Raw genomic sequence first — 20,392 nt, 5'->3', positions numbered from 1 at the left:
GTCGCGGGCGGTGCGGTCACGGCAGTACGGGCGCGGCGGCGCTGTTCGGCGGCCCGGGACCGTCGTCGTCGAGGAAGCCGCCCGACTGGTGGTGCCACAGCTTCGCGTAGGCGCCCTCGCGGTCCAGCAGCTCCTGGTGGGTGCCCTGCTCGACGATCCGGCCGCGGTCGAGGACGACGAGCCGGTCCATGCCGGCCACCGTGCTCAGCCGGTGCGCCACCACCAGCGCGGTGCGGCCCTCCATCAGCCGCCACAGCGCCTCCTGGACGAGGATCTCGCTCTCCGAGTCCAGCGCGCTGGTCGCCTCGTCCAGCAGCAGGATCGGGGCGTCCCGCAGGATCGCCCGAGCCAGCGCGACCCGCTGCCGCTGCCCGCCGGACAGCTTCACCCCGCGCTCGCCGACCATCGTGCCGAAGCCGTCCGGCAGCGCGTCGGCGAACTCCGTGACGTGCGCGGCCTCGGCGGCCCGCCGGATCTCCGCGTCGGTGGCGTCCGGCCGCGCAAAGGCGATGTTGTCGCGCAGCGTGCGGTGGAACATCGCCGGGTCCTGCGGCACGTACGAGATCAGGCCGCGCAGGTCGCGCTGCCCGATCCGGCTGATGTCCTGGCCGCCGACGGTGATCCGCCCGCCGTCGATGTCCGTCATCCGCAGCAGCAGCCGGGCGAGCGTCGTCTTCCCGCCGCCCGACCGTCCGACCAGCCCGACGCGCGCACCGCCGGGCACGGCCAGGTCGAGCTTCTCGAACAGCGGTGCCGCGCCCCCGCGGGGCCCGCCGTGCGTGAAGGTCACGTGCTCGAAGCGGACGGCGGCGTCGCGGTTGGCCAGCGGCTCCGGCTCGGCCGGGTCGAGCACGGTGGGGTCGGCCAGCAGCAGCTCGGTGAACTGCGCGGCCTCCGTCATCGAGCTCTCCAGCCGCCGGTAGATCTGGTTGAACTCGAACATGATCCGGGTGGCGTTGCTGAAGTACGTGAACGCCACCACGACCGCCTCCACCCCGTGCCGCCCGCCGCCGAGCGTCACGGCGAGCAGCAGGCCGAGCGCGTTGGTGAGCACCGACAGCGGCGCGACGACCGTGTCGATGCGCAGGTTGCCGTAGTCCCACGAGCGCAGCGACAGCCGCCGCGAGTACGCCACGCGTGACCGGTGCTCGGCCGCCTCGCGCTCCTCGGCGCCGAACGCCCGGACGGTGTCCATGTTCATCAGGACGTCGGAGACATGCCCCGACACCCGCGCGATGGCCGCCTCCCGCTCGTCGACGAGCCTTTGCCGGCGCCGGATGAGCGGCGTCACGGCCACCGCCGTCAGCACGATGAGCGACAGCAGCGCGACGACGAGCAGCGGCTCGTACCGCCACAGCACGACCGAGCCGAACAGCAGCGGTACGAAGCTGCCCACGACCGAGAACGTCAGCGTGTCCGCGAACTCCTCGAAGCGGGCGGCGAAACTGAGGACGCGCTTGGTCAGCGCACCGGCGAAGTTGTCGTGGAAGAAGACCGCGTCCTTCGCGAACAGCTCGTCCATGCCCGTGACGTACAGGTGCTCGATGCCGCCCGCGTCCAGCCGGTTGAGGCAGTGCACCCCGATGCGCCAGCACCCCTCCGAGGCCAGCAGCACCCCGGCGAACGCCAGCACGTACGGCACCGCGGGCCCGACCGCCCCGCCCGCGTCGGCGGAGATGTTCCCCACCAGCACGGCCACGACCAGCGGCGCCACGTAGTTGATCCCGATGTTCCCCACCGCGGGCAGCAGCATCGCCGGCACGGTCAGCCACCGCAGCCGCACCAGCTCCCGCCCGTAGTACCGCAGCGCCAGCCGCACCGAGCCCCGCCCCGGCGTGCCGTCCTCACGTGTGTCAGGCGTTTCCATGACCGCCCCGCGTCGTCGTCCTGCGCCGACCGGCCGCCCCGGCAGCCCACCTGCCCGGCCGCGGCCGCTCCTCCCGGCAGACCGCCGGAGAGCCGGACCGCCGACGGCCCGAACCGGCAGTCTGCCGAGTCCCGTTCCCCGCAGTCCAAGCGTTTTCCGCCCGCCGCACCCCCCGCCGAAAGGATCCGGACACGGCGGCCCCCGGCTCCCGCGCGGCTGCTGGCAGACTGCCGGGAGGTGTCCGTACGAGCACGGTCACGGTAAGGAAAGCCATGCGTATCGGCATCGTCGGCACCGAGAGCAGTCACGTCGACCAGTTCGTCGACCTTCTCAACATCAAGGGCGCGGGCGGGGGCGCCCGGGTGGTGGCGCTGAGCGGTGGGGCCTCGGAGCGCAACGAAGTGCTGCGTGCCAGGGGGGCGGTGGAGCACGTCGTGGGCGGGCCCGGCGAGATGGTGGGGCTGGTCGACGCGGTGGTCGTCGCCGACCGGGACGGGGGGCTGCACCGCGAGCACGCCGTGCCGTTCCTCGCGGCGGGGCTGCCGGTGCTGGTGGACAAGCCGCTGGCCCGCACGGTCGCGGACGCCGAGGCGATCGTCGCGGCCGCCCGCGCGTACGGCGCCCCGCTCACCTCGTACTCGGCCCTGCGCCTGCTGCCGGCCACCGACGCCCTCGCAGCCGAGGCGGCGGGTCTCGGCGCGGCCCAGGTCGTCGTCGCCTCGGGTCCGGCCGACCCCGAAGGCCCGTACGGCGGGGTCTTCTTCTACGGCATCCACCCGGTGGACGTGGCCCTGCGGCTGGCGCCGGGCCCGCTCGGCGACGTCCGGGTGGAGCGCTGCGCCGACACCGTCACGGCGACCGCCGTGGCGGGCGCCACCCGCGTGGTGGTCAACCTGGTGCGGCCCACCGAGACGGGCCAGATCCCCTTCCACGCCCTGGTCGTCGCCCGGGAGGGCGTCGCGCAGCGCACCCTGGATCCCGGCGCGGACTACCTCCTCCCGGCCCTCACCGCCTTCCTCGGCATGGCCCGCACCGGCCGCCCGCCCGTGCCGTACGAGGACCTGCTCCGTCCGGTGCGCCTGCTCCAGGAGATCGACGCGGCGCTGCGCGGCTGAATCCGGCCCGGCGTCTCGTCCCGCACGGCAGCCTCTTGCGCAACACGGCCACCTGGCCGCACACTTCGGGTCTGTTCCTGATGTGACATGCACACGTCAGGAACAACCGGCGGCGACGGGCCGGCGCCCGCCGGGGTCGAAACCCCCGATCGACCACTACCCAAGGAGAGTCCTATGCAACTGCGCTCCCGCGCACGGCTGCTGCGTACGGGCATCGCGGCCCTGGCGGCGATCCCGCTCACCGTCCTCGGCCCCGCCGTGGCCTCGGACGCGGCATCCGGCTCCGCCCACGCGACGGCGCGCTCGTGCGCCACCGCCGTGGCGGGGCACGCCTCGTGCCAGGCCCTCGTCCGCACCGACATGGTCGCCGCGCAGCGCGTCGCACCCGACGCCACACCGTCCGGCTTCGGCCCGTCGAGCCTCCAGTCCGCGTACAACCTGCCGTCGGCGACGGCGGGTTCCGGCCGTACCGTCGCGATCGTCGACGCGTACGACGACCCGACGGCCGAGGCCGATCTCGGCGTCTACCGCGCCCAGTTCGGGCTTCCCGCCTGCACGACGGCCAACGGCTGCTTCAAGAAGATCGACCAGAACGGCGGCACCAGCTACCCGAGCAAGGACGGCGGCTGGGCGCAGGAGATCTCGCTCGACATCGACATGGTCTCGGCCATATGTCCCAACTGCCACATCCTGCTGGTCGAGGCGAAGAGCTCCAGCTTCGCCAACCTCGGCGCCGCGGTGAACCGCGCCGCGGCCACCGCCGGTGTCGTCGCGATCAGCAACAGCTACGGCGGCTCCGACGCCTCCGACGCCAGCTACGGCTCGTACTACAACCACCCGGGCATCGCGGTGACCGCCAGCTCCGGCGACTCCGGCTACGGCGCGAGCTACCCGGCGTCCTCGCACTACGTCACCGCCGTCGGCGGCACCTCGCTGAGCACCGCGTCCAACAGCCGTGGCTGGAGCGAGACCGCGTGGAGCGGCGCCGGCAGCGGCTGCTCCGCGTACAACACCGCGCTCAGCGGCGCCGCGTCCTTCGCCACCGGCTGCTCCAAGCGGGCCGAGGCCGACGTCTCCGCGGTCGCCAACCCCTCCACCGGTGTCGCGGTCTACGACAGCACCGCCTACCAGGGCTCCTCCGGCTGGATGGTCTTCGGGGGCACCAGCGTGTCCTCCCCGATCATCGCGTCGGTCTACGGGCTGGCCGGCAACACCGGCTCGATCGACAACAACTACCCGTACGCGCACGCCTCGTCGCTGAACGACGTCACGTCCGGCAGCAACGGCAGCTGCTCCACGTCGCAGTGGTGCAAGGCCCGCACCGGCTGGGACGGCCCCACCGGGCTCGGCACGCCGAACGGCATCGGCGCCTTCTGACCGGAAAGGGCCCGCGGGCCGGGAGGGGCTCTCCCCCTCCCGGCCCGCGGGCCGCCGGGGTTACGGGCGTCCGATCGCGCCGAGCCACTCCTCGACGGTGAGGACGTCGCCCCACAGCGGGAAGAGGTTCCCGGTGAGGACGCGGTGCAGTTCCGGGTCGGTGTCGAGGCAGGCGTCCGACAGGACGGTGAGGCCGAGGTCGAGGTCGATGGCGCGGCACGCGGTGGACAGCACGACGGCGCTGGTGGCGATGCCGGCCAGGACGAGGCTGTCGATGTCGCGGGCCCGCAGTACCAGATCCAGGTCGCTGCCCGAGAACGCGCTCGCCCGGCGCTTGGCCACCACGACGTCGTCCGGTCCGGGCGCCACGTCGGGGTGGATCTCCGTACCGCGGGCCCCCTCGGCGAACAGCCCGGCCCGCAGCACGGTGGCCATCACCTTGCTGCGGCCGCTCGCCCGCGGTTCGTCCGCGGGCAGCCGCATGACCACGTAGATCACCGGGACGCCCGCCGCGCGGGCACCCTCGATCGCCCGCCGCAGCCGCCCGAGGTACCCGGATCCGTCGTCGGCGATGTCCACGACGTCCCGCTGGACGTCCATCACGAGCAGCGCGCTGCCGGCCATGTCCGAGACCCCTCCCCCGGGGAAGCCCTGAAGTCCTCGCGTCCTGCGATTCGTTGCCCAGTATGGACCGGCGCCCGCGTGCCCGCGCGGGCGTTTCGTGCCGCCTACGGGCGGACCATCGCCTGTTCCAGCAGGCCTTGCAGGGTCCGCTGCTGCTCGGGGCTGAGCCCGGCGAGCGGCGAGTCCTGGACGAGCAGGTCGAGCAGCCGCTCGCGCAGGCCGGTGCCCTCGGGGGTGAGGACCAGCAGCTTGGCGCGGCGGTCGGTGGGGTGCGGGCGGCGCTCGACCAGGCCCTGCTTCTCCAGCTTGTCGATGACGAACGTGGCGTTGGACGGCTCGCAGCTCATGCGCTCGGCGAGCTCGCGCATCGTCATCGGCCCCGTCATCTCGCGCAGCGCCGTCGCCTGGGCGGCCGTGAGGCCCAGCGGGACGGCGCGCTCGCGCACGTGCTGGGCGATCTGCTGCGCCATGCCGTTGAGCAGACCGCACAACTCCCGCTCGGCGATGGCGTGCGGCTGCGAGGACGTCGTCATGGGTCCCATCCTAGCAAGTCCATCAAGTAAGAATATTTCAAGCTTGCATGATTCTAGCTTGACTCATATTGTGGCGCCGTCGCCGCCGAACCGCGCGGCGACGGCGACCCCGGCCCGCCCGGTGACCACGAGCGGCCCGCAGGAAGGCGATGAGGACCATGGCGTACCCCACCACCGCACAGCCGCCCCGGCCGACCGGCGTGCGCTCGCTGCTGCTGGGCGACACGAAGGTGTCCTACGTACCGGACGGGGAGGTACGGCTCAGGCCGCGCGAGATGTTCCCCGACGCCACCGACGCGGCATGGGCCGCCCACCCCGGTCTCCTGGACGCCTCCGGCAGCCTGGTGGCGAGCATCGGCGGCCTGCTGGTGGAGAAGGACGGCCGCGCGCTGCTGATCGACGCGGGCTTCGGGCCGCGGTCGCTGCCGCCCGCCCCGGACGGACCCCGCGGCGCGATCCACGGCGGCGCCCTCCTCGATCACCTCGCCCGGCTCGGCCGCAGGCCCGAGGACATCGAGGCGGTGGCCATCACCCACCTGCACCCCGACCACACCGGCTGGGCCTGGCACCCGGCCCCGGGCCTCGGCCGCCCCGCGTTCGCACACGCCGACCACCTCGTGTCCGAGCCGGAATGGGCCGCGCACCGCACACAGACGGAGCCGCCCGAGGCCACGGGCCCGGAGCCGCGCGTGCGCACCGTCACCGACGGGCAGGAGGTCTTCCCCGGCGTCCGGGTGCGGGTCGCCGCCGGACACACGCTCGGGCACACCGAGTTCGTCGTCAGCGCGGGCGGCAGGCGGCTGATCGCCTTCGGTGACGCGCTGCACTCGCCGATCCAGGTCGCCCACCCGGAATGGTCCTCGGCCTTCGACCACGACCCCGTGCGGGCGGCCGCCCACCGCCGCCGTCTCGTCGCCGAACTCGCGGAGCCCGGCACGGTCGGTTTCGGCATCCACTTCGCCGACGCGGTGTTCGGCCGCGCCGTGCCCGACGGCGACCACCTCACCTGGCGCCCGACGGCCGCCTGACACCGCGGTACCGCCGGAGCGGCGGCTCCACCGACAAGGGGGAACGAACCCATGGACATTGCTTCACCCGCGCTGCCTGCGCCAGCCCCCGTATCCCGCCCCGCGCCCCGCACCGGGCGCCGCAACGCCGTGGTCCTGGTCGGCTTCACCGCCGCGACCAACCTCGCCGACGGCGTGACGAAGATGGCGCTCCCGGTCCTCGCCGCCCGGCTCACCGGCTCACCGGTCCAGGTCACCGCGGTGTCCCTGACCCTCACGCTGCCCTGGCTGCTCGTCGCCCTGCACGTCGGCGTGCTCGTCGACCGCTTCGACCGCCGGCGGCTGCTGTGGGCCGCCAACGGGGCACGGCTTCCGGCCATGGGCGTACTCACCGTCTCCGCCGCGACCGGCGGCCTCGGCCTCGGCCTGCTCTGCGCGACCGGCGCGGTCCTCGGTGTCGCCGACGTCCTCGCGTCCACCTCCGCGTCCGCCCTGGTCCCGGCCGCGGTGCCGCCCGCGGGGCGGGAGAGGGTGAACACCTGGATGGTGGGGGCCGAGACCGTGGGCCAGGAGTTCGCCGGCCCCTTCGTCGGCGGCGTGCTGCTGGCCGCCGGGACGGCGTTCGCGCTGGGCGTCGTCGGCGCCTCCTACGCGGCCGCGGCGCTCGTCCTGCTGCTGCTGATGGGCCGCTTCCGCGCCGAGCAGCCCGCGCCCGGCGCCGCGGCCGCCCCGCCCGTCTCCGTCAACAGCCGGATCGCCGAGGGAGTGCGCTTCCTCTGGCAGGAACGGGTGCTGCGGACCCTGTCGTTGGTGGTCGCCGTGCTCTCCGCCGCATGGGGCGCCTGGCTGGCCCTGATGCCGCTCTACGCCGAGCAGGTCATGCGGCTCGGGCCGCGTCGGTACGGCATCGTGCTCAGCGCCCTCGGCATCGGGGGCCTGGTCGGCGCGGTCGCCGTGACCTGGGTCAACCGCGTGCTCGGCGCGCGCCGGGCGATGCTCGCCGACCTCATCGGCACCGGAGCGATGGTGGCCCTCCCCGCCCTGACCACCAGCGTCCACGCGGTGGCGGCGGGCGCCTTCCTCGGCGGCATGGGCGGCACCCTCTGGTCGGTCAACGCCCGCACCCTCACCCAGCACCTGGTCCCGGACGAGATGCTCGGCCGCTACGGCGCCGCGGCCCGCCTGTTCACCTTCGGCGCCATGCCCCTGGGCGCGGCCCTGGTGGGCCTGCTGGCCGAACTGTGCGGCATGCGCCTCGCCTTCGCGGCGTTCGCCCTCGCCACCGCCGCGACCCCGTTCCTCTTCCTCCGCACGGTGCCCGCGTCGTCCCTGCGCCCGCCCCCCTGACACCGCCCCGGCCGGGCGGGGGCGGTACGGGGCGGCGGATGCCCTGCGACTGTCGGTGCGGGCTGTTAGCGTCGACCGCACAGAGGTTCGAAGACCTGGGGGTGGGGATCGTGAAGCTCAGACATGTGCGGCCGTGCGGCAGACCCGGAGCGCGGTTCAGGGCGTGGTCCGCCGCGGTGGCCGCGGGCCTGCTGCTCGCGGCGCTGCCGATGACGGCGGCGAGCGCGCAGGCCGCGGGGAAGCCGGACGTCCCGAAACCGACGGTGCCGACCGCGCAGGGCTTCGCGTCGTCGTCGACCCCGGCCTGCTCGACGGACAAGGCCGCGCCGACCCTGCTCGGCGACACCACACCGCAGCTCACCGCGGTGGTGCACATCGCCGCGGGGAGCACCCGGCCCGACTACCTGCGCGGGCACTTCGACATCCAGGCACGCCAGGCCCCGCGGACGTGGACGGAGGCGGCGAGCGAGTCGGCCCCCTCCGCCTCCGGCACGGTGCGGGACGGCACACCGGTGACGACGTCGGTCAAGGAACCGCTGTCCGTGGGCACCCTCTACCGCATGGCCGCCTCCACCTGGTCGTACACCGGTGACGACACCCAGTACCTCGCCTCGCCCCGCACCGCCTGGTGCTACTTCACGATCGACCCGACGGCCCCGCTCGCGCCGACGGTGACCTTCGGCGGCCCGTACACCGAGTGCCTGCCCAACGACTGCGCTGCGCACGGCGGTCCCGACGTCCCCGGCACCTTCACCTTCGCCCCCGGCGCGGGCGACACGGGCGTGGTGGCGTACGAGTACCAGCTCACCGACAGCACCTGGGCCGTCGTCCAGGGCTCGCCCGCGACCGTGACGCTCACGACGCAGCGGTCCGGCACGGCCGTGCTCACGGTACGGGCGCAGGACCGGGCGGGCCGCTGGGGCTCGGCGACCCAGGTGCTGTATAACGTCGCGCCGCCCGCCGCCTCGGTCGGCCGGTGGCACTTCGACGACGCACCGCCCGGCGACATCACGGCGCCCGCCGCCGACACGGCCACGGGCGCGGGCGACCGGCACCCGGCGGCGCTGTCCGCGACGGGCGCGGACCGGGCGGCGACGGGCCGCCGCGGCGCGGGCGACGGCGCCCTCGCCCTGGACGGCGACACCGGCTACGCCGCCACCGGCGGCCAGGTCCTCGACCCGGCCTCCTCCTTCGCCGTGTCCGCGCACGTCTTCGCCGCCGACCTGGCCCAGGACCGCACCGCCTTGTCCCAGACCGGCGCCGACGGCTCGGGCTTCGCCCTGCGGTACGACGCCGGGGACGAGGCGTGGCAGTTCTCCTACGCCTGGAACGACGGCGGCTCGCGGCACGTCGCGTACGCCGAGGCGCCCGCGGGCGCGGAACGCGTGTGGACGCAGCTCGCCGGATCCTACGACGCCGCCGCGCACACCCTGACGCTGTACGTCGACGGCCGTCAGCAGGGCGCGCCCGTCACCCTCCCCGCCACGGCGTCCGCCGCAGCCGCCTCCGGTGACCTGGAGTTCGGCCGGGACGCGGTCGCCGGCGCCCCCGGGAGCTACGGCGCCTACTGGGACGGCCTCCTGGACGAGGCGCAGGCCTGGCCGCGGAAGCTGTCGGCCGGCGACGCGGCGCTGGAAGCCGAGCTGACGGACCAGAACGGGTGGCCCGCCCTCGCGGAGGTCGCCGCGTGGAACGCGTCCGGCGCGAGCGGCACAGCCCTGACCGACACCACGACCGGCTACGGACGCACCCTCACCACCGAGAACGGCGCCCAGCTGGACGGCACCGCGCTCGTCCTCGACGGCGTCGACGACGCGGCCACCACGCCCGGCCCCGTCGTCGACGAGAACGGGTCCTTCACCGTCAGCGCGGTGGTCCAGCCCGACATGTCGGTGATCAGCGGCAAGCCCGCCGGGTGGACGGGCCAGGTCGTCGGGAGGCGCGCGGCGGACGGCTCGGCGTGGGGCATCGCGTACACCCTCGTCGGGTACGACGAGATCCCCGACCCGGACTCCGACGGCTATCTCCCCGTGCCCGTCACCCAGTGGACCTTCGGGCGCTTCGCCGCCGACGGGACGTTCAGCGGCGTGGCCGCCGCGGACATCACGGAGTGGCTGCCCGGGACCGCGAACGACCCCGTCCGGGTGACCGGTGTCGTCGACGCGCAGAGCGGCACCGCCACGCTCTTCCTCGGCTCGACCGAGGAGGGGACCGCCCCCTTCACCCCCGCTTCCGGCGCCGGTGAGCTGACAATCGGCAGGGCCTGGGCCGACGGTGGGTGGACCGACTGCTTCCCGGGCCGCGTCACCTCGCTGAGCGTGTGGGCGGGCGCCGTGATCGGACCCCAGCTCGGCACCGTGACCGCAGGCTGACCGACCGCACCGGCACGGGCGGCCCGGAGCACCGGGCCGCCCGTCACCCGCGGCGGGCGGCCCCGTCAGCCCGTGCTCACCGTGATCCGCACGGCGTAGGCGCGTTCGCCCGTCAGGACGAGGGTGCCGTCGTGGTAGCCGATCGCCGTGGGGAGCGGGCAGGGGAAGTGCGTGGCGTCAGTCGGCGCCGTGGCCTTGCAGCCCGTGGGGCCGGAGTCCTCCTCGGTCGCGCCGGAGGCGATCAGTTCGGCTTTTCCGCCGTGCAGGTGGAGGACGTAGTCGCCGACCGGTGAGCCGGGGGTCACGCGCAGCGCGTGCACGTAGACGCCTCCCGTGTTGTCGGACACCGTCCACGCGGGGGACAGGGTGGCCAACGGGCCCGTCACGCCGGGCAGTGTCGCCGGGAGGCTCAGCGTCGTCGCGCTGCCCGACGGCGACACCACCTGGACGTGGGCCAGGTCGAAGCCCGTGCTGCCGCTGGGGGGCAGCAGGTACACCGTGCCGTCCGGCGCCACCGCCGCCCCGGCGGCGGAGATGATGGCCTGCCGTCCTGCGGCGGCGGCCGGGCGCTGGAAGAGCCGGGTCAGCCGGCCCGCGGACAGCGACCACAGCGTCCGGCCGTCCGCGATCACCACCGCGCCCGCGCGGGTCACCCCGACCGGTCCCGCCTGCTGCGTCAGCCGCGCGGTGGCGGCGGGCTCGGCGGGGTCGGTGGGCGCGCCGTCCGCGCGTCCGGCGCCGCCGCGTCCCGCCACGACCACCGTTCCGCGCCGGTCGTCGTAGCGCTTGATCGCGCCGTCGTGGCCCCAGTACACCGAGCCGTCCGGACCCACGGCGAGGCCGGTGGGTTCGGCACCCTCGAAGTCGGCCGCGGCGGCGGCGATCTCCGAGACCTTCCCCGCGGTCGTCACCCGGGCCAGCGTGGGGTGTTCGAGCACGTAGCCGGAGCCGTCGGGTCCGGTCGCGAAGCCCACGGGTCCGCCGACGCCCTCGCGCAGTGCCCGCTGCGCCGGGGCGCCGCCGGTGAAGTCGCCGAAGGCGGCGGCCTGTCCGGCCTTGGGGGCGGCCGGTGCCCCGTGGCCGCCGCACGCGGCCGGCGCGGCCAGCGCGAGCAGCACGCAGCAGGCCGCCCACCCGCGCCGGTGCCCGCGTCCGCGTCCTCGTCCGCGTCCTCGCCCGCCCCCGGGTCCGTGTCCTGCGGTCATGTCCGACCAGCCCTTCGCCTCTGCTCGCCTCCGGGCGTCGCCGACGGCGTCCCGCGGTCCGGTGTCATTCGACGGCGGCCGTGCTCGGCGTCCGCCACATGGTCCCGTCGTCGTAGCCCGCGCTCGAATCGGAGGTGAGGTTCCGCAGGAGGGAGCGCTGCTGGTCGGTGAGGGTGCTCTTGGTCCACATGTCGAACTGGGTCCAGTCCTCGCTGGTCCGCAGGGTCACCTTGCCGTCGTGGTACCAGGAGTAGCCTTCCGGCTTCTCCTTGATCTGCCCGGACGCCAGCAGCCCGTTGACCACGGGCACCGACAGGTACTTGTCCTCGGCGAGGTCCCGCTTCTGCGTCGCGTCCGCGACGTCCGAGGCGTGGGTGGTCGAGAACTGGTACGAGAGCCAGGCGCTGCCACCTCCGTTGACCACGCTGAGGCCCTTGTAGACGCCCGCCACCAGGGCCCCCGCCCCGTCCGGTGCGGCGATGAACGGACTCATCACGCCGCCCGCGATCCACGCGTACATGGCGTCGTGGTTGGCCTGCTCGTCGGCCTTCTGCGCCGGCTTGTACTTCAGGTCGCTCGTGGTGTTGTCGATGGCGCCGTCGAGCCAGCCGAGGTTCGTCAGATAGGCCTTGGCCCGGGGGTCGTCGACGGCGTCGGGCCCGGCGCCGTGGTAGATGCGCACGACGTTGGTCATGTTGGCGTGGACGGCCGCCTTGAAGCTGCCCGCCGCCTCGGGGTTGTCGTTCATGAAGCTGTGGAAGAGCAGGTTCATCGCCGACGGGTCGGTCTCGATCTCCGGCTGCCCGTCGTGGTTGACGAAGACGTTGAACCCCGGGTCGGTCGTCGTCGAGCCGTTGGGGGCCGAGTCCGCGAAATCCGGCACATAGGCGCCGGCGACGTCGGCGAGGGCGACCCCGAGCGTCTTCGGCAGCGGCTTCTTGCCGTGCGCGTACTCGTTGGCACCCGCCTGGAAGACGTTCGACGCGGCTGTCGCGGCGGCCGTGTCGACGGCCTTGTCGCCGCTGCCGCGCTGGGTGGCCTGCAAGATGACCCGGCTGGGGAACATCGAGTCGTCGCCGATGCCGGGCGTCGTCCAGTTGCTGTTGACGAGCTGCTCGGCGACGAACCGGTTCTCCTTCGCGTCCGGGCCGGCGAGCAGGTCGCGGCTGGCCTGCTGGTTGTCCGCGAGCCTGGACAGCACCGCGAGGCTGGGGTCGTTGGCGGCGATGCCCTGCGCGATGGCCGTCTGCTGGTCGATGTTCTGGTTGGCGTTGTGCTCGCTCAGGCCGAGTTCCCCGTACCAGGGGTCCTTCGGGTCGACCCAGCTGTCGACGAGGCCGAGGCTCATGTCCCCCGAGGAGAAGCCCGGCCGCAGGTTGTCCTTCTGCCCGGCCCGCCAGTGCAGGGCGGCGTCGCCCATGGACGTCAGGAACGTGTGGTCCCACTGGCTGCCGGGCGGGCCGTACTTGAGGAGCATGCTCGCCGCCCACATGTCCTGGGGGGAGGTGAAGGCGGTGGCGCCGAACTGCGGGAGGTCGCCCTTGGCGTTGAGGGTGGTCGCCGCCGCGAGGTTGTCGCCGAACTTGCCGAGGATCCTGGTGGAGTCGGGGCTGAGGACGGTGCCGCCGTGGGTGCCGTCCATGGCGTGCAGCTCCAGGGCGAGCTGCGCTTCGAGGTCGGCGCCGCCGTTGCCGTAGTAGCCCTGCATGAAGCCGGTGTCGTTCTTGCCCGCCTCGGCCTGGTCGGCGACGGAGGCGATGGCGGGGCGGGTGGCGGGCCACGAGGGGTCGGCGTTCTCGGCGAGCCGCAGCAGCGAGGCGGCCTGGTCGCCGGTCTGCTGCGGGGTGGCGCCGGCGGGGGCGCCGAAGGTGGTGAAGGTGGTGGTGATGAAGTCCTGGTAGTCGCTCTGCTTGGCGTGGGTGCCGGTGAGGGCGCTGATCGCGGCGGTGGCGAAGGTGGTCTCGGCGCCGGTGTGCAGGACGGGGGCGTAGTACGAGCCGTAGGGGCCCTGCGTGGAGCGGTTGCCCGCACCGGCGTTGAGGGTGGTCTGGAAGGCGGCGGTCAGCCGCGGGTCGTGCCGGTCGGCGGCGTAGCCGGCCAGGGACTTGAGGTTGCCGTTCAGGTCGGTCTTGCCGGGGCCCTGGCCCATGGTCGCGAAGGCCTGCTGGGTGGCGTCCTCGTTGGAGCCCAGCGCCTGGAGGTCGAGGGTCACGGTGTCCTGCGGCAGTCCGAGGGCCTGGGCGGTGAAGGAGTCGCCGAGCGGCGGCCGCTGCGGGTTCTCGGCGAAGCGGTCGAGGCCGTTGGCCTTGGTCGCCTTGGCCAGGAAGTCCGACGGGAAGGTGCCGTACTGGAGCATCGCGGCCCGGTTCCAGGCGGCGCCGTCGGGGGCGTTCGGCTGGGGCTCGGTGTAGTACGAGACAACCTTGTCGAAGCCCGGCGCGGGGTAGGTGGCGTCGGTCGCGGTGGCGAGCGCGTGGCTGAAGACCACCAGGTCGCTGCCCGCGGTGCTGCTGTTGGTCACGGCGAGCAGCGAGGGGAGCGTCGAGGCCTCGGACGGGGTGAGGTTGGCGTAGAAGGCCGAGCAGAAGTCCGGGTCGTCCTGGTGCGCCAGCAACTCCTGGGCGAGGGCGTGGTACTGGTCGCCCGCCTTGCTGTCGCCGCCGTGGTTCGCGTTGAACTCCAGGGCCAGCTTCTTGCCGTCCGCCTGGGCCTGCGCGGACGTCTCGGCGACCGGTTCGGGGATCTGCACCATGTGCGTCCCCGGCCCTGCCCCGGCGTCCATCGCGGCCGCCAGGTTCTCCCGCCGCTTGAGCTTGGGCGACTCGTCGTCCAGCCACCCGCAGATGCCCAGCAGTTCGCCGAACGGCTGGGTGTCCATCCCCCACTGGGCGAACTGCCCCTTCCAGTACGAGACGCGGTCCCGTAAATGCGTCCGGTCGCCGTCGAAGGAGGCGATCATCTTCTTCAGCGCGGCCGGGTCGATACCCGAGAAATCCCCCATGACGTCCCCCCGAACCTCCTCGGCCGCCGGTCGGCGCCCCCGCCCACTCTTGCGCCCACCCCCCTCGAGCACCCGTTTCATGGGCGAAGCTTGACGTCTTCTGTACGCTCCCCGGCCTGCGGGACTGGGGTCTTTCCACGGTTCGAGCGGGCGGGTCCCGGTGGTGTGCTGCTGGACGTGCGTCCGCCGCGTCCGCTCCCGAGAAAGGCCCGCCGCCATGACCAGCCCGACCCCCGTCCTCTTCGTCCACGGCCTGTGGCTGCACAGCACCTCCTGGCAGCCGTGGATCGACCTCTTCCGCGCTGAGGGCTACGACCCGTCCGCGCCCGGCTGGCCCGGCGACCCCGACACCGTGGAGGAGGCGCGGCAGAACCCGGAGAGCATCGCCGACCACGGCATCGACGACGTCGTCGAGCACTACGCGGCGATCATCCGCGGCATGCGGACGCCGCCGGTCCTCGTCGGCCACTCCTTCGGCGGCATGATCGCCCAGAAGCTCCTGGGCCAGGACCTGGGCGCGGCGGCCGTGGCGATCGACGCTGCCCAGATCAAGGGGGTGCTGCCGCTGCCGCTGTCCGCGCTGCGCTCGACGCTCCCGGTGTTCAGGAACCCGGCGAACCGGCACCGGGCGGTGTCGCTGACCGCCGAGCAGTTCCGCTTCGCGTTCGGCAACGCCCTGACCGAGGAGGAGTCCGACGCGCTGTACGAGCGGTGGACCATCCCCGCGCCGGGCAAGCCGCTGTTCGAGGCCGCGGCGGCGAACTTCAACCCCCACTCGCCCGCGAAGGTCGACACCGCGAACTCCGGGCGCGGCCCGATGCTGCTGATGTCCGGCGGCAAGGACCACACCGTCCCCGAGGCCGTCACCCTCGCCACGCTCAAGCAGTACCGGCACTCCGAGGCCGTCACCGACTTCCTGTCCTTCCCCGGGCGCGGGCACTCGCTGACGATCGACGGCGGCTGGCGCGAGGTCGCGGACGAGGCACTGGCCTGGCTGCGGCGGCAGGACCTCGGGGCGTCGCAGTGACCGGGCCCGTCTTCGACCACGGCCTGGCCGGTCAGCGGGCCGTGGTCACCGGCGCCGGCCGGGGTATCGGCCTGGCGGTCACCGAAGCCCTGCTGGCACAGGGCGCGCGTGTCGTGGCCGGGACCAGGAGCCGTACCGGCGCACTGGACGGCCTGGCCGCGCGGTGCCCCGAACTGACCGTCGTCGAGGTCGATCTGGCCACCGCCGACGGACCCGGCGCGCTCGTGACCGCGGCGGTCGAGGCGCACGGCGGGCTCGACGTCCTGGTCAACAACGTCGGCGCCGTACGGCCGAGGACCGACGGCTTCCTGGCGGTGACCGACGCGGACTGGGAGTGGACGCTCACGGCCAACCTCATGGCCGCCGTCCGGGCCACCCGCAGCGCGCTGCCCCATCTGATCGCCGCCGGTGACGGCCGGATCGTCACCGTCTCCTCGGTCAACGCCCGGCTCCCCGATCCGCTGGTCATCGACTACGGCGCCGCCAAGGCGGCCCTGTCCAACTTCTGCAAGGCGCTGTCCAAGCAGGTGGGTCCGCAGGGTGTGCGCGTCAACTGCGTGAGCCCCGGCCCGGTCGAGACCCCGCTGTGGAGGGGCCCGGACGGGGTCGCCGCGACCGTCGGCGCGAGCCTGGGCGTCGAGCCGGGAGCCGTCGCCGAGTCCGCGGCGGCGCAGGCGGCCACCGGCCGCTTCACCCTGCCCTCCGAAGTGGCCGACCTGGTCGTCTTCCTGGCCGGCCGGCGTTCGGGCAACGTCACGGGCGCCGACTTCCTCATCGACGGCGGCATGACCGACACCCTCTGCCCCCGGGCGCCCGGCCCCCGGGCGCCCCCGGGTTCGACCGGCGTCCCGTCACCCCCTCCCCCCTCCCCGTCCTGGAGACCCCAGTGAGACTTCCCCTGCCCGGAAACCGCCGCCTCCTCGGCGCGGCCCTCGCGGTGGCCGTCGCCGTGGGCGCGACCACGCTCACGGCCGCCGCGGCCCCCGCGCCCGGCACGTCGGCCTCGCCCGCCTCGTCGCCCTCGTCCGCCGGCGAGCGGATGCCCGCCGGATTCAGCGAGCACAAGACCCGCGCCGCCGGTATCGGCCTGCACTACGTGATCGGCGGCCACGGACCGACGCTGCTGCTCATCCACGGCTATCCGCAGACCTGGTACGAGTGGCACGGCATCATGCCGGCCCTCGCCGCCCACTACACGGTCATCGCCCCCGACCTACCCGGCGCCGGACAGAGCGACGCCCCGCCGTCCGGGTACGACAAGAAGACGATGGCCGTCGAACTGCACGGCCTGCTGTCGTCCCTCGGCAAGGACCACGACGTGCGGATCGTCGGCCACGACATCGGCACGATGGTCGCCTACGCCTACGCCGCCCAGTACCCGGCCACCGTCACCAAGCTGGTCCTGAGCGAGGCGCCCATCCCCGACATGGGCATCTACGAGATCCCCGCGCTGAACCGGCAGGGTCCCGGCGTGTGGAACTTCGGGTTCTTCAACCTGACCGACGGCCTGCCCGAGGACATGATCAGGGGCCGCGAGGTCGCCTGGACCGCGGGCTTCATCGGCGGGTTCGAGGGCGTGCCGGGCGCGGTCGGCCCGGCCGACATCCGGGTGTTCGCCCACTACCTGCGCGACCCCGCCCATCTGGCGGCCAGCCTCGCCTGGTTCCGGGTGTTCCCGCAGGACATCCACGACAACGAGCAGTTCGCGAAGACCCCGCTGCCGATGCCGGTGCTGGCCATCGGCGCCTCGGGCAGCCTCGGCACGAGCGAGGGCGACCAGGTGCGGAAGTACGCCTCGCACGTCACCGGCGTGGTCGTCCCGAACTCCGGCCACTGGATCTACGAGGAGCACCCCGAGGAGCTGACCGCCATGCTGCTGCGCTTCCTCGGCCGCCCCTGAGACCCCGGTGGCCCGCGCGGGAGCCGTCGCCGGTCCGGGCGACGGCGACGCGCGCGGGCCACCGCCCGGCCACCGGGCCGCCCCCCGCGGGGTGTTCAGGCCTCGGCGCTCAGCACCGAGCGCAACTGCCGCCGGGAGGTGAGGTCCAGCTTCCGGAAGATCTTGTTGAGGTGGTACTCGACGGTCGAGCGGGTGATGAACAGCCCGGCCGCGATCTCGGCGTTCGTCGCGCCGTCGGCGGCCAGCCGGGCGATCCGCCGTTCCTGCGGCGTCAGATCGTGCTCGGTGGAGACGGTCCGCTTCCGCACGCGCTCGCCGGTGGCCAGCAGCTCGAGCCGTGCGCGTTCGGCGAAGGCGGCCGCCCCCATCCCCGCGAACATCTCGTGCGCGGTACGCAGTTGGGCCGCGGCGTCGGCCCGGCGCCGGCACCGGCGCAGCCACTCCCCGTAGAGCAGGTGCGTCCGCGCCAGATCCGTCCGCACCCGCGTGCGGCCGAGCAGGGCGACCGACTCGGCGAAGCAGGCCTCCGCCCGGCCGGGGCCAGCCGTCAGCGCGCGGCAGCGGGCCAGCAGCCCCAGCGCCCACGGCGTTCCGGCCAGCGGCGCCCGCTCCTCCAGGCGGCGCAGCGCCTCCTTCGCCGTGCCGTGGTCGCCGCAGCGCACCGAGGCCTCCACCAGGTCCGGCAGCACCCGGGCGACGGCTCCGGGGTTGTCGTCGGCGAAGGCCGGCCGCGCGCAGGCGGCGGCCTGCGCGTAGCGGCCGAGGCTGAGTTCCAGCACCGCCAGGCAGTTGCGCGCCCAGTCGCCGAGGCCGCCGTGCGCGTGCCGGGTCGCCAGGTCGCGGACCAGGACGTCCGCGGCCTCCCGGGCCCGCGCCTCCTGGCCGCTCCACGCCAGCAGTTCGACCCGGAAGGGCGGGCCCGCCGGCTGCCCGATGACGGCCGCGAGGTTCTCGGCCTCGTCCAGGCAGGCCGTGGCCTCGGTGAACCGCCCGGCCCGTATGTCCCAGGTGGACCGGACCACCAGCGTCGAGGGCAGCGCCCCCAGCGCGCCGATACGGCGTTCGTGCGCCTCGACGAGCCGGGCGGCCTCAGCGCCGCGGACGTCGTCCCAGACCTCGTCGGCGGCGTAGAGGGCGAGCGTCGCCCGGCGCACGCCGTGCTCGAACGTCTCCCCGTCCCGGTGCACGGCCGCGAGCGCCGCCCGCAGCACGGGCACCGCCGCCACGTGGTCGCCGCCCATCCGCAGGGCGAAGCCGCGCAGGAAGAGGTCGGCGCAGGCCGGCCGCACCGACCGCACGGCGGGGGAGGCCAGGACCGCCGCGCCGAACTCCTGGCGTGGCACGCTGCCGCCGCCGCAGAACAGTGCCGCGACGAGTCCTTCCTCCAGCATCGACCGGGCCAGGGCCGGATCCGTTCCCGCGACCGTGCCGGCGGCGCCCAGCAACTGCTTGAGCACCCCGCCGAACCGCTCGAAGTAGATGTCGGTCGTCGCCCTGGTGTGCAGGGCGCGGGCCCGCAGCACCGGGTCGCCGGAGGCGAGCAGCGGCTCGGCCTGCTCCAGCATGGCCCGGGTCGTGGCCGGGTCCCCGAGGACCAGATGCGCCCTGGCCGCCTCGACGAGCCGGACCGCCCGCCCGGTCACCGACAGTTGCGCCGCACGTGCCAGGAACGCGGCCTGCGCGGCGTAGCCGCCCCGCGCCCCGGCCAGTTCCGAGGCCGCCTCGACCTCGTCGGCCACCTCGTCGTCGAGCCCGACGGTCGCCTCCGCGCGGTGCCAGGCCCGGCGTTCGAGGTGGTGGACCGGATCGCTGACGGCGGCGAGCGCCGCGTGCGCCCGGCGCCGCTGCGCCGCATCGGCGCCGCGGTACACCGCCGAGCGGATGAGCGGGTGCCGGAACGCGAAGCCGTGGCCGGGGGTGAGCACGCCCGCCGCCACCGCCGCGTCCGCCGCCGTGGCGGGCATCCCCAGTTCCCCGGCGGCGCGCCACAGGAGCAGCGCGTCCTCCGGCGGCGCGGCCGACAGCAGCACCAGGAAGGCGCGCGTCTCGTCGGGCAGGCCCCGGACCAGCTGCCCGAAGTGGTTCTCCAGCCGCGCCCCGACCGGGAGCGGCTCGCGCAGCAGGGCGGTCCCCGCCAGCTGGGCCGGGCTGAGCGCGTCGGCGCTCTCGATCAGTGCCAGGGGATTCCCGCCGGTACCGGCGACGATGCGCGCCGCCACCCCCGCGTTGAGCCGTCCGGTGACGTTCTGCCCGAGCAGCGTGTGCGCGTCGGCGTCGGCCAGGCCGCGGACCGGCAGCGCGGCGAACCCGTCGTCGAACCCACCGGATCCGGCGAGTTCGTCGCGGGCGGCGGCGACGAGACCGACGGCCTCGGCGCCGAGCCGGCGGCCGACGAACGCCAGGGCGTCGCGCGACTCGCGGTCCAGCCACTGCACATCGTCGATCAGGCACAGCAGCGGCCGCTCCGTGGCGGCGTCGGCCAGCAGCGACAGGGCCGCCATGCCGACGAGGTACCGGTCGGCGGGCGGCCCGGCGAGCAGGCCGAACGCCGAGGCGAGGGCCAGGTGCTGCGGTGCCGGCAGCGCGTCGAGCCGGCCCAGCAGTGGGCGCAGCAGGCGGTGCAGGGCGGCGAAGCCGAGCCGGGACTCCGCCTCGGCCCCGGCGGTGCGGACGACCCGCAGGTCCGCCGACGTCTCGGCCAGGTGGTCGAGCAGCCTGGTCTTGCCGATCCCGGCCTCGCCGACGAGGACCAGCGCCGCGCTCATGCCGTCGCGGACCCCGGCCGTCAGGTCGCCGAGGACCCGCAGCTCTTCGTGCCGCCCGGTGAGCGGGATCCGGCGGGTGCCGGTTCCGCCGGGGGAAGACGGGGAGGTCCGGGGATGCGCGGAGGCCGGGGGGTGCGGGGAGTGCGGTGGGTGTGAGGAGACCGCGGGGTACGGGGGGTGTGCCGCCATCTCCCCAGGCAAACACCCGTGCGCCCGGGGGTCCCTGGGGTCGGACCCTAGTCCCTGACCGGC

Annotated in this window: 14 protein-coding genes; 8 read left to right on the top strand and 6 right to left on the bottom strand. The window is 74.3% G+C overall.

The window, feature by feature from the left end:
* Positions 1 to 16: 16 nt before the first annotated feature.
* Positions 17 to 1,867 carry an ABC transporter ATP-binding protein gene (locus ACWERV_RS30215; RefSeq protein ID WP_452939073.1) on the bottom strand — a complete coding sequence of 617 codons (1,851 nt, stop codon included), beginning with the start codon at positions 1,865 to 1,867 and terminating at the stop codon, positions 17 to 19.
* 272 nt (positions 1,868 to 2,139) lie between these two features.
* On the opposite strand from ACWERV_RS30215, the gene ACWERV_RS30210 reads away from it, so the two are divergent.
* Positions 2,140 to 2,982, top strand: a complete 843-nt coding sequence (locus tag ACWERV_RS30210; RefSeq protein ID WP_452939070.1) for a Gfo/Idh/MocA family oxidoreductase — start codon at positions 2,140 to 2,142, stop codon at positions 2,980 to 2,982.
* Positions 2,983 to 3,156: 174 nt separating this feature from the next.
* Positions 3,157 to 4,359 (top strand): S53 family peptidase, encoded by a 1,203-nt coding sequence (locus ACWERV_RS30205; RefSeq protein WP_452939067.1) that lies wholly within the window; start codon positions 3,157 to 3,159, stop codon positions 4,357 to 4,359.
* 60 nt (positions 4,360 to 4,419) lie between these two features.
* Here ACWERV_RS30205 and ACWERV_RS30200 read toward each other — a convergent pair whose 3' ends face one another.
* Together ACWERV_RS30200 and ACWERV_RS30195 are read right to left on the bottom strand one after the other, a co-directional pair.
* Complete coding sequence (locus ACWERV_RS30200; RefSeq protein WP_452939064.1) at positions 4,420 to 4,983, bottom strand: cysteine hydrolase family protein; 564 nt, start codon at positions 4,981 to 4,983, stop codon at positions 4,420 to 4,422.
* A 104-nt stretch (positions 4,984 to 5,087) separates the two neighbouring features.
* Positions 5,088 to 5,516 carry a MarR family winged helix-turn-helix transcriptional regulator gene (locus tag ACWERV_RS30195; RefSeq protein WP_398173997.1) on the bottom strand — a complete coding sequence of 143 codons (429 nt, stop codon included), beginning with the start codon at positions 5,514 to 5,516 and terminating at the stop codon, positions 5,088 to 5,090.
* A 158-nt stretch (positions 5,517 to 5,674) separates the two neighbouring features.
* Between ACWERV_RS30195 and ACWERV_RS30190 the strand changes: the two genes are divergently transcribed.
* The 3 genes from ACWERV_RS30190 (at position 5,675) to ACWERV_RS30180 (ending at position 10,242) form a co-directional block, all read left to right on the top strand.
* A complete protein-coding gene (locus ACWERV_RS30190) occupies positions 5,675 to 6,544 on the top strand; it encodes an MBL fold metallo-hydrolase (RefSeq protein WP_452939061.1) in 870 nt (289 codons plus the stop codon).
* 51 nt (positions 6,545 to 6,595) lie between these two features.
* Positions 6,596 to 7,870, top strand: coding sequence for an MFS transporter (locus tag ACWERV_RS30185; RefSeq protein WP_452939058.1), 1,275 nt, complete (start codon positions 6,596 to 6,598; stop codon positions 7,868 to 7,870).
* A gap of 110 nt (positions 7,871 to 7,980) precedes the next feature.
* Positions 7,981 to 10,242, top strand: coding sequence for a LamG domain-containing protein (locus ACWERV_RS30180; protein WP_452939056.1), 2,262 nt, complete (start codon positions 7,981 to 7,983; stop codon positions 10,240 to 10,242).
* 65 nt (positions 10,243 to 10,307) lie between these two features.
* On the opposite strand, the gene ACWERV_RS30175 is transcribed toward ACWERV_RS30180, so the two are convergent.
* Together ACWERV_RS30175 and ACWERV_RS30170 are read right to left on the bottom strand one after the other, a co-directional pair.
* Entirely contained in the window at positions 10,308 to 11,360 is a 1,053-nt protein-coding gene (locus ACWERV_RS30175) for a hypothetical protein (protein WP_452939053.1), read from the bottom strand.
* Between the two features lie 151 nt (positions 11,361 to 11,511).
* Positions 11,512 to 14,448, bottom strand: a complete 2,937-nt coding sequence (locus ACWERV_RS30170) for a hypothetical protein (protein WP_452939051.1) — start codon at positions 14,446 to 14,448, stop codon at positions 11,512 to 11,514.
* Between the two features lie 217 nt (positions 14,449 to 14,665).
* Between ACWERV_RS30170 and ACWERV_RS30165 the strand changes: the two genes are divergently transcribed.
* From ACWERV_RS30165 to ACWERV_RS30155, 3 genes are read left to right on the top strand one after another with little or no spacing between them, the layout of a single operon-like run.
* Positions 14,666 to 15,475 (top strand): alpha/beta hydrolase, encoded by an 810-nt coding sequence (locus ACWERV_RS30165; protein WP_452939049.1) that lies wholly within the window; start codon positions 14,666 to 14,668, stop codon positions 15,473 to 15,475.
* A complete protein-coding gene (locus ACWERV_RS30160; protein WP_452939046.1) occupies positions 15,472 to 16,365 on the top strand; it encodes an SDR family NAD(P)-dependent oxidoreductase in 894 nt (297 codons plus the stop codon). The genes ACWERV_RS30165 and ACWERV_RS30160 overlap by 4 nt, the downstream gene beginning before the upstream one ends.
* Positions 16,362 to 17,375, top strand: coding sequence for an alpha/beta fold hydrolase (locus tag ACWERV_RS30155; RefSeq protein WP_452939044.1), 1,014 nt, complete (start codon positions 16,362 to 16,364; stop codon positions 17,373 to 17,375). Before ACWERV_RS30160 ends, ACWERV_RS30155 begins: the two co-directional genes overlap by 4 nt.
* A 95-nt stretch (positions 17,376 to 17,470) precedes the next feature.
* Here ACWERV_RS30155 and ACWERV_RS30150 read toward each other — a convergent pair whose 3' ends face one another.
* Entirely contained in the window at positions 17,471 to 20,329 is a 2,859-nt protein-coding gene (locus ACWERV_RS30150; protein ID WP_452939042.1) for an AAA family ATPase, read from the bottom strand.
* Positions 20,330 to 20,392 lie beyond the last annotated feature (63 nt).

This window comes from Streptomyces sp. NPDC004031, assembly GCF_053604375.1.
This window is presented reverse-complemented; position numbering and strand designations above follow the sequence as displayed.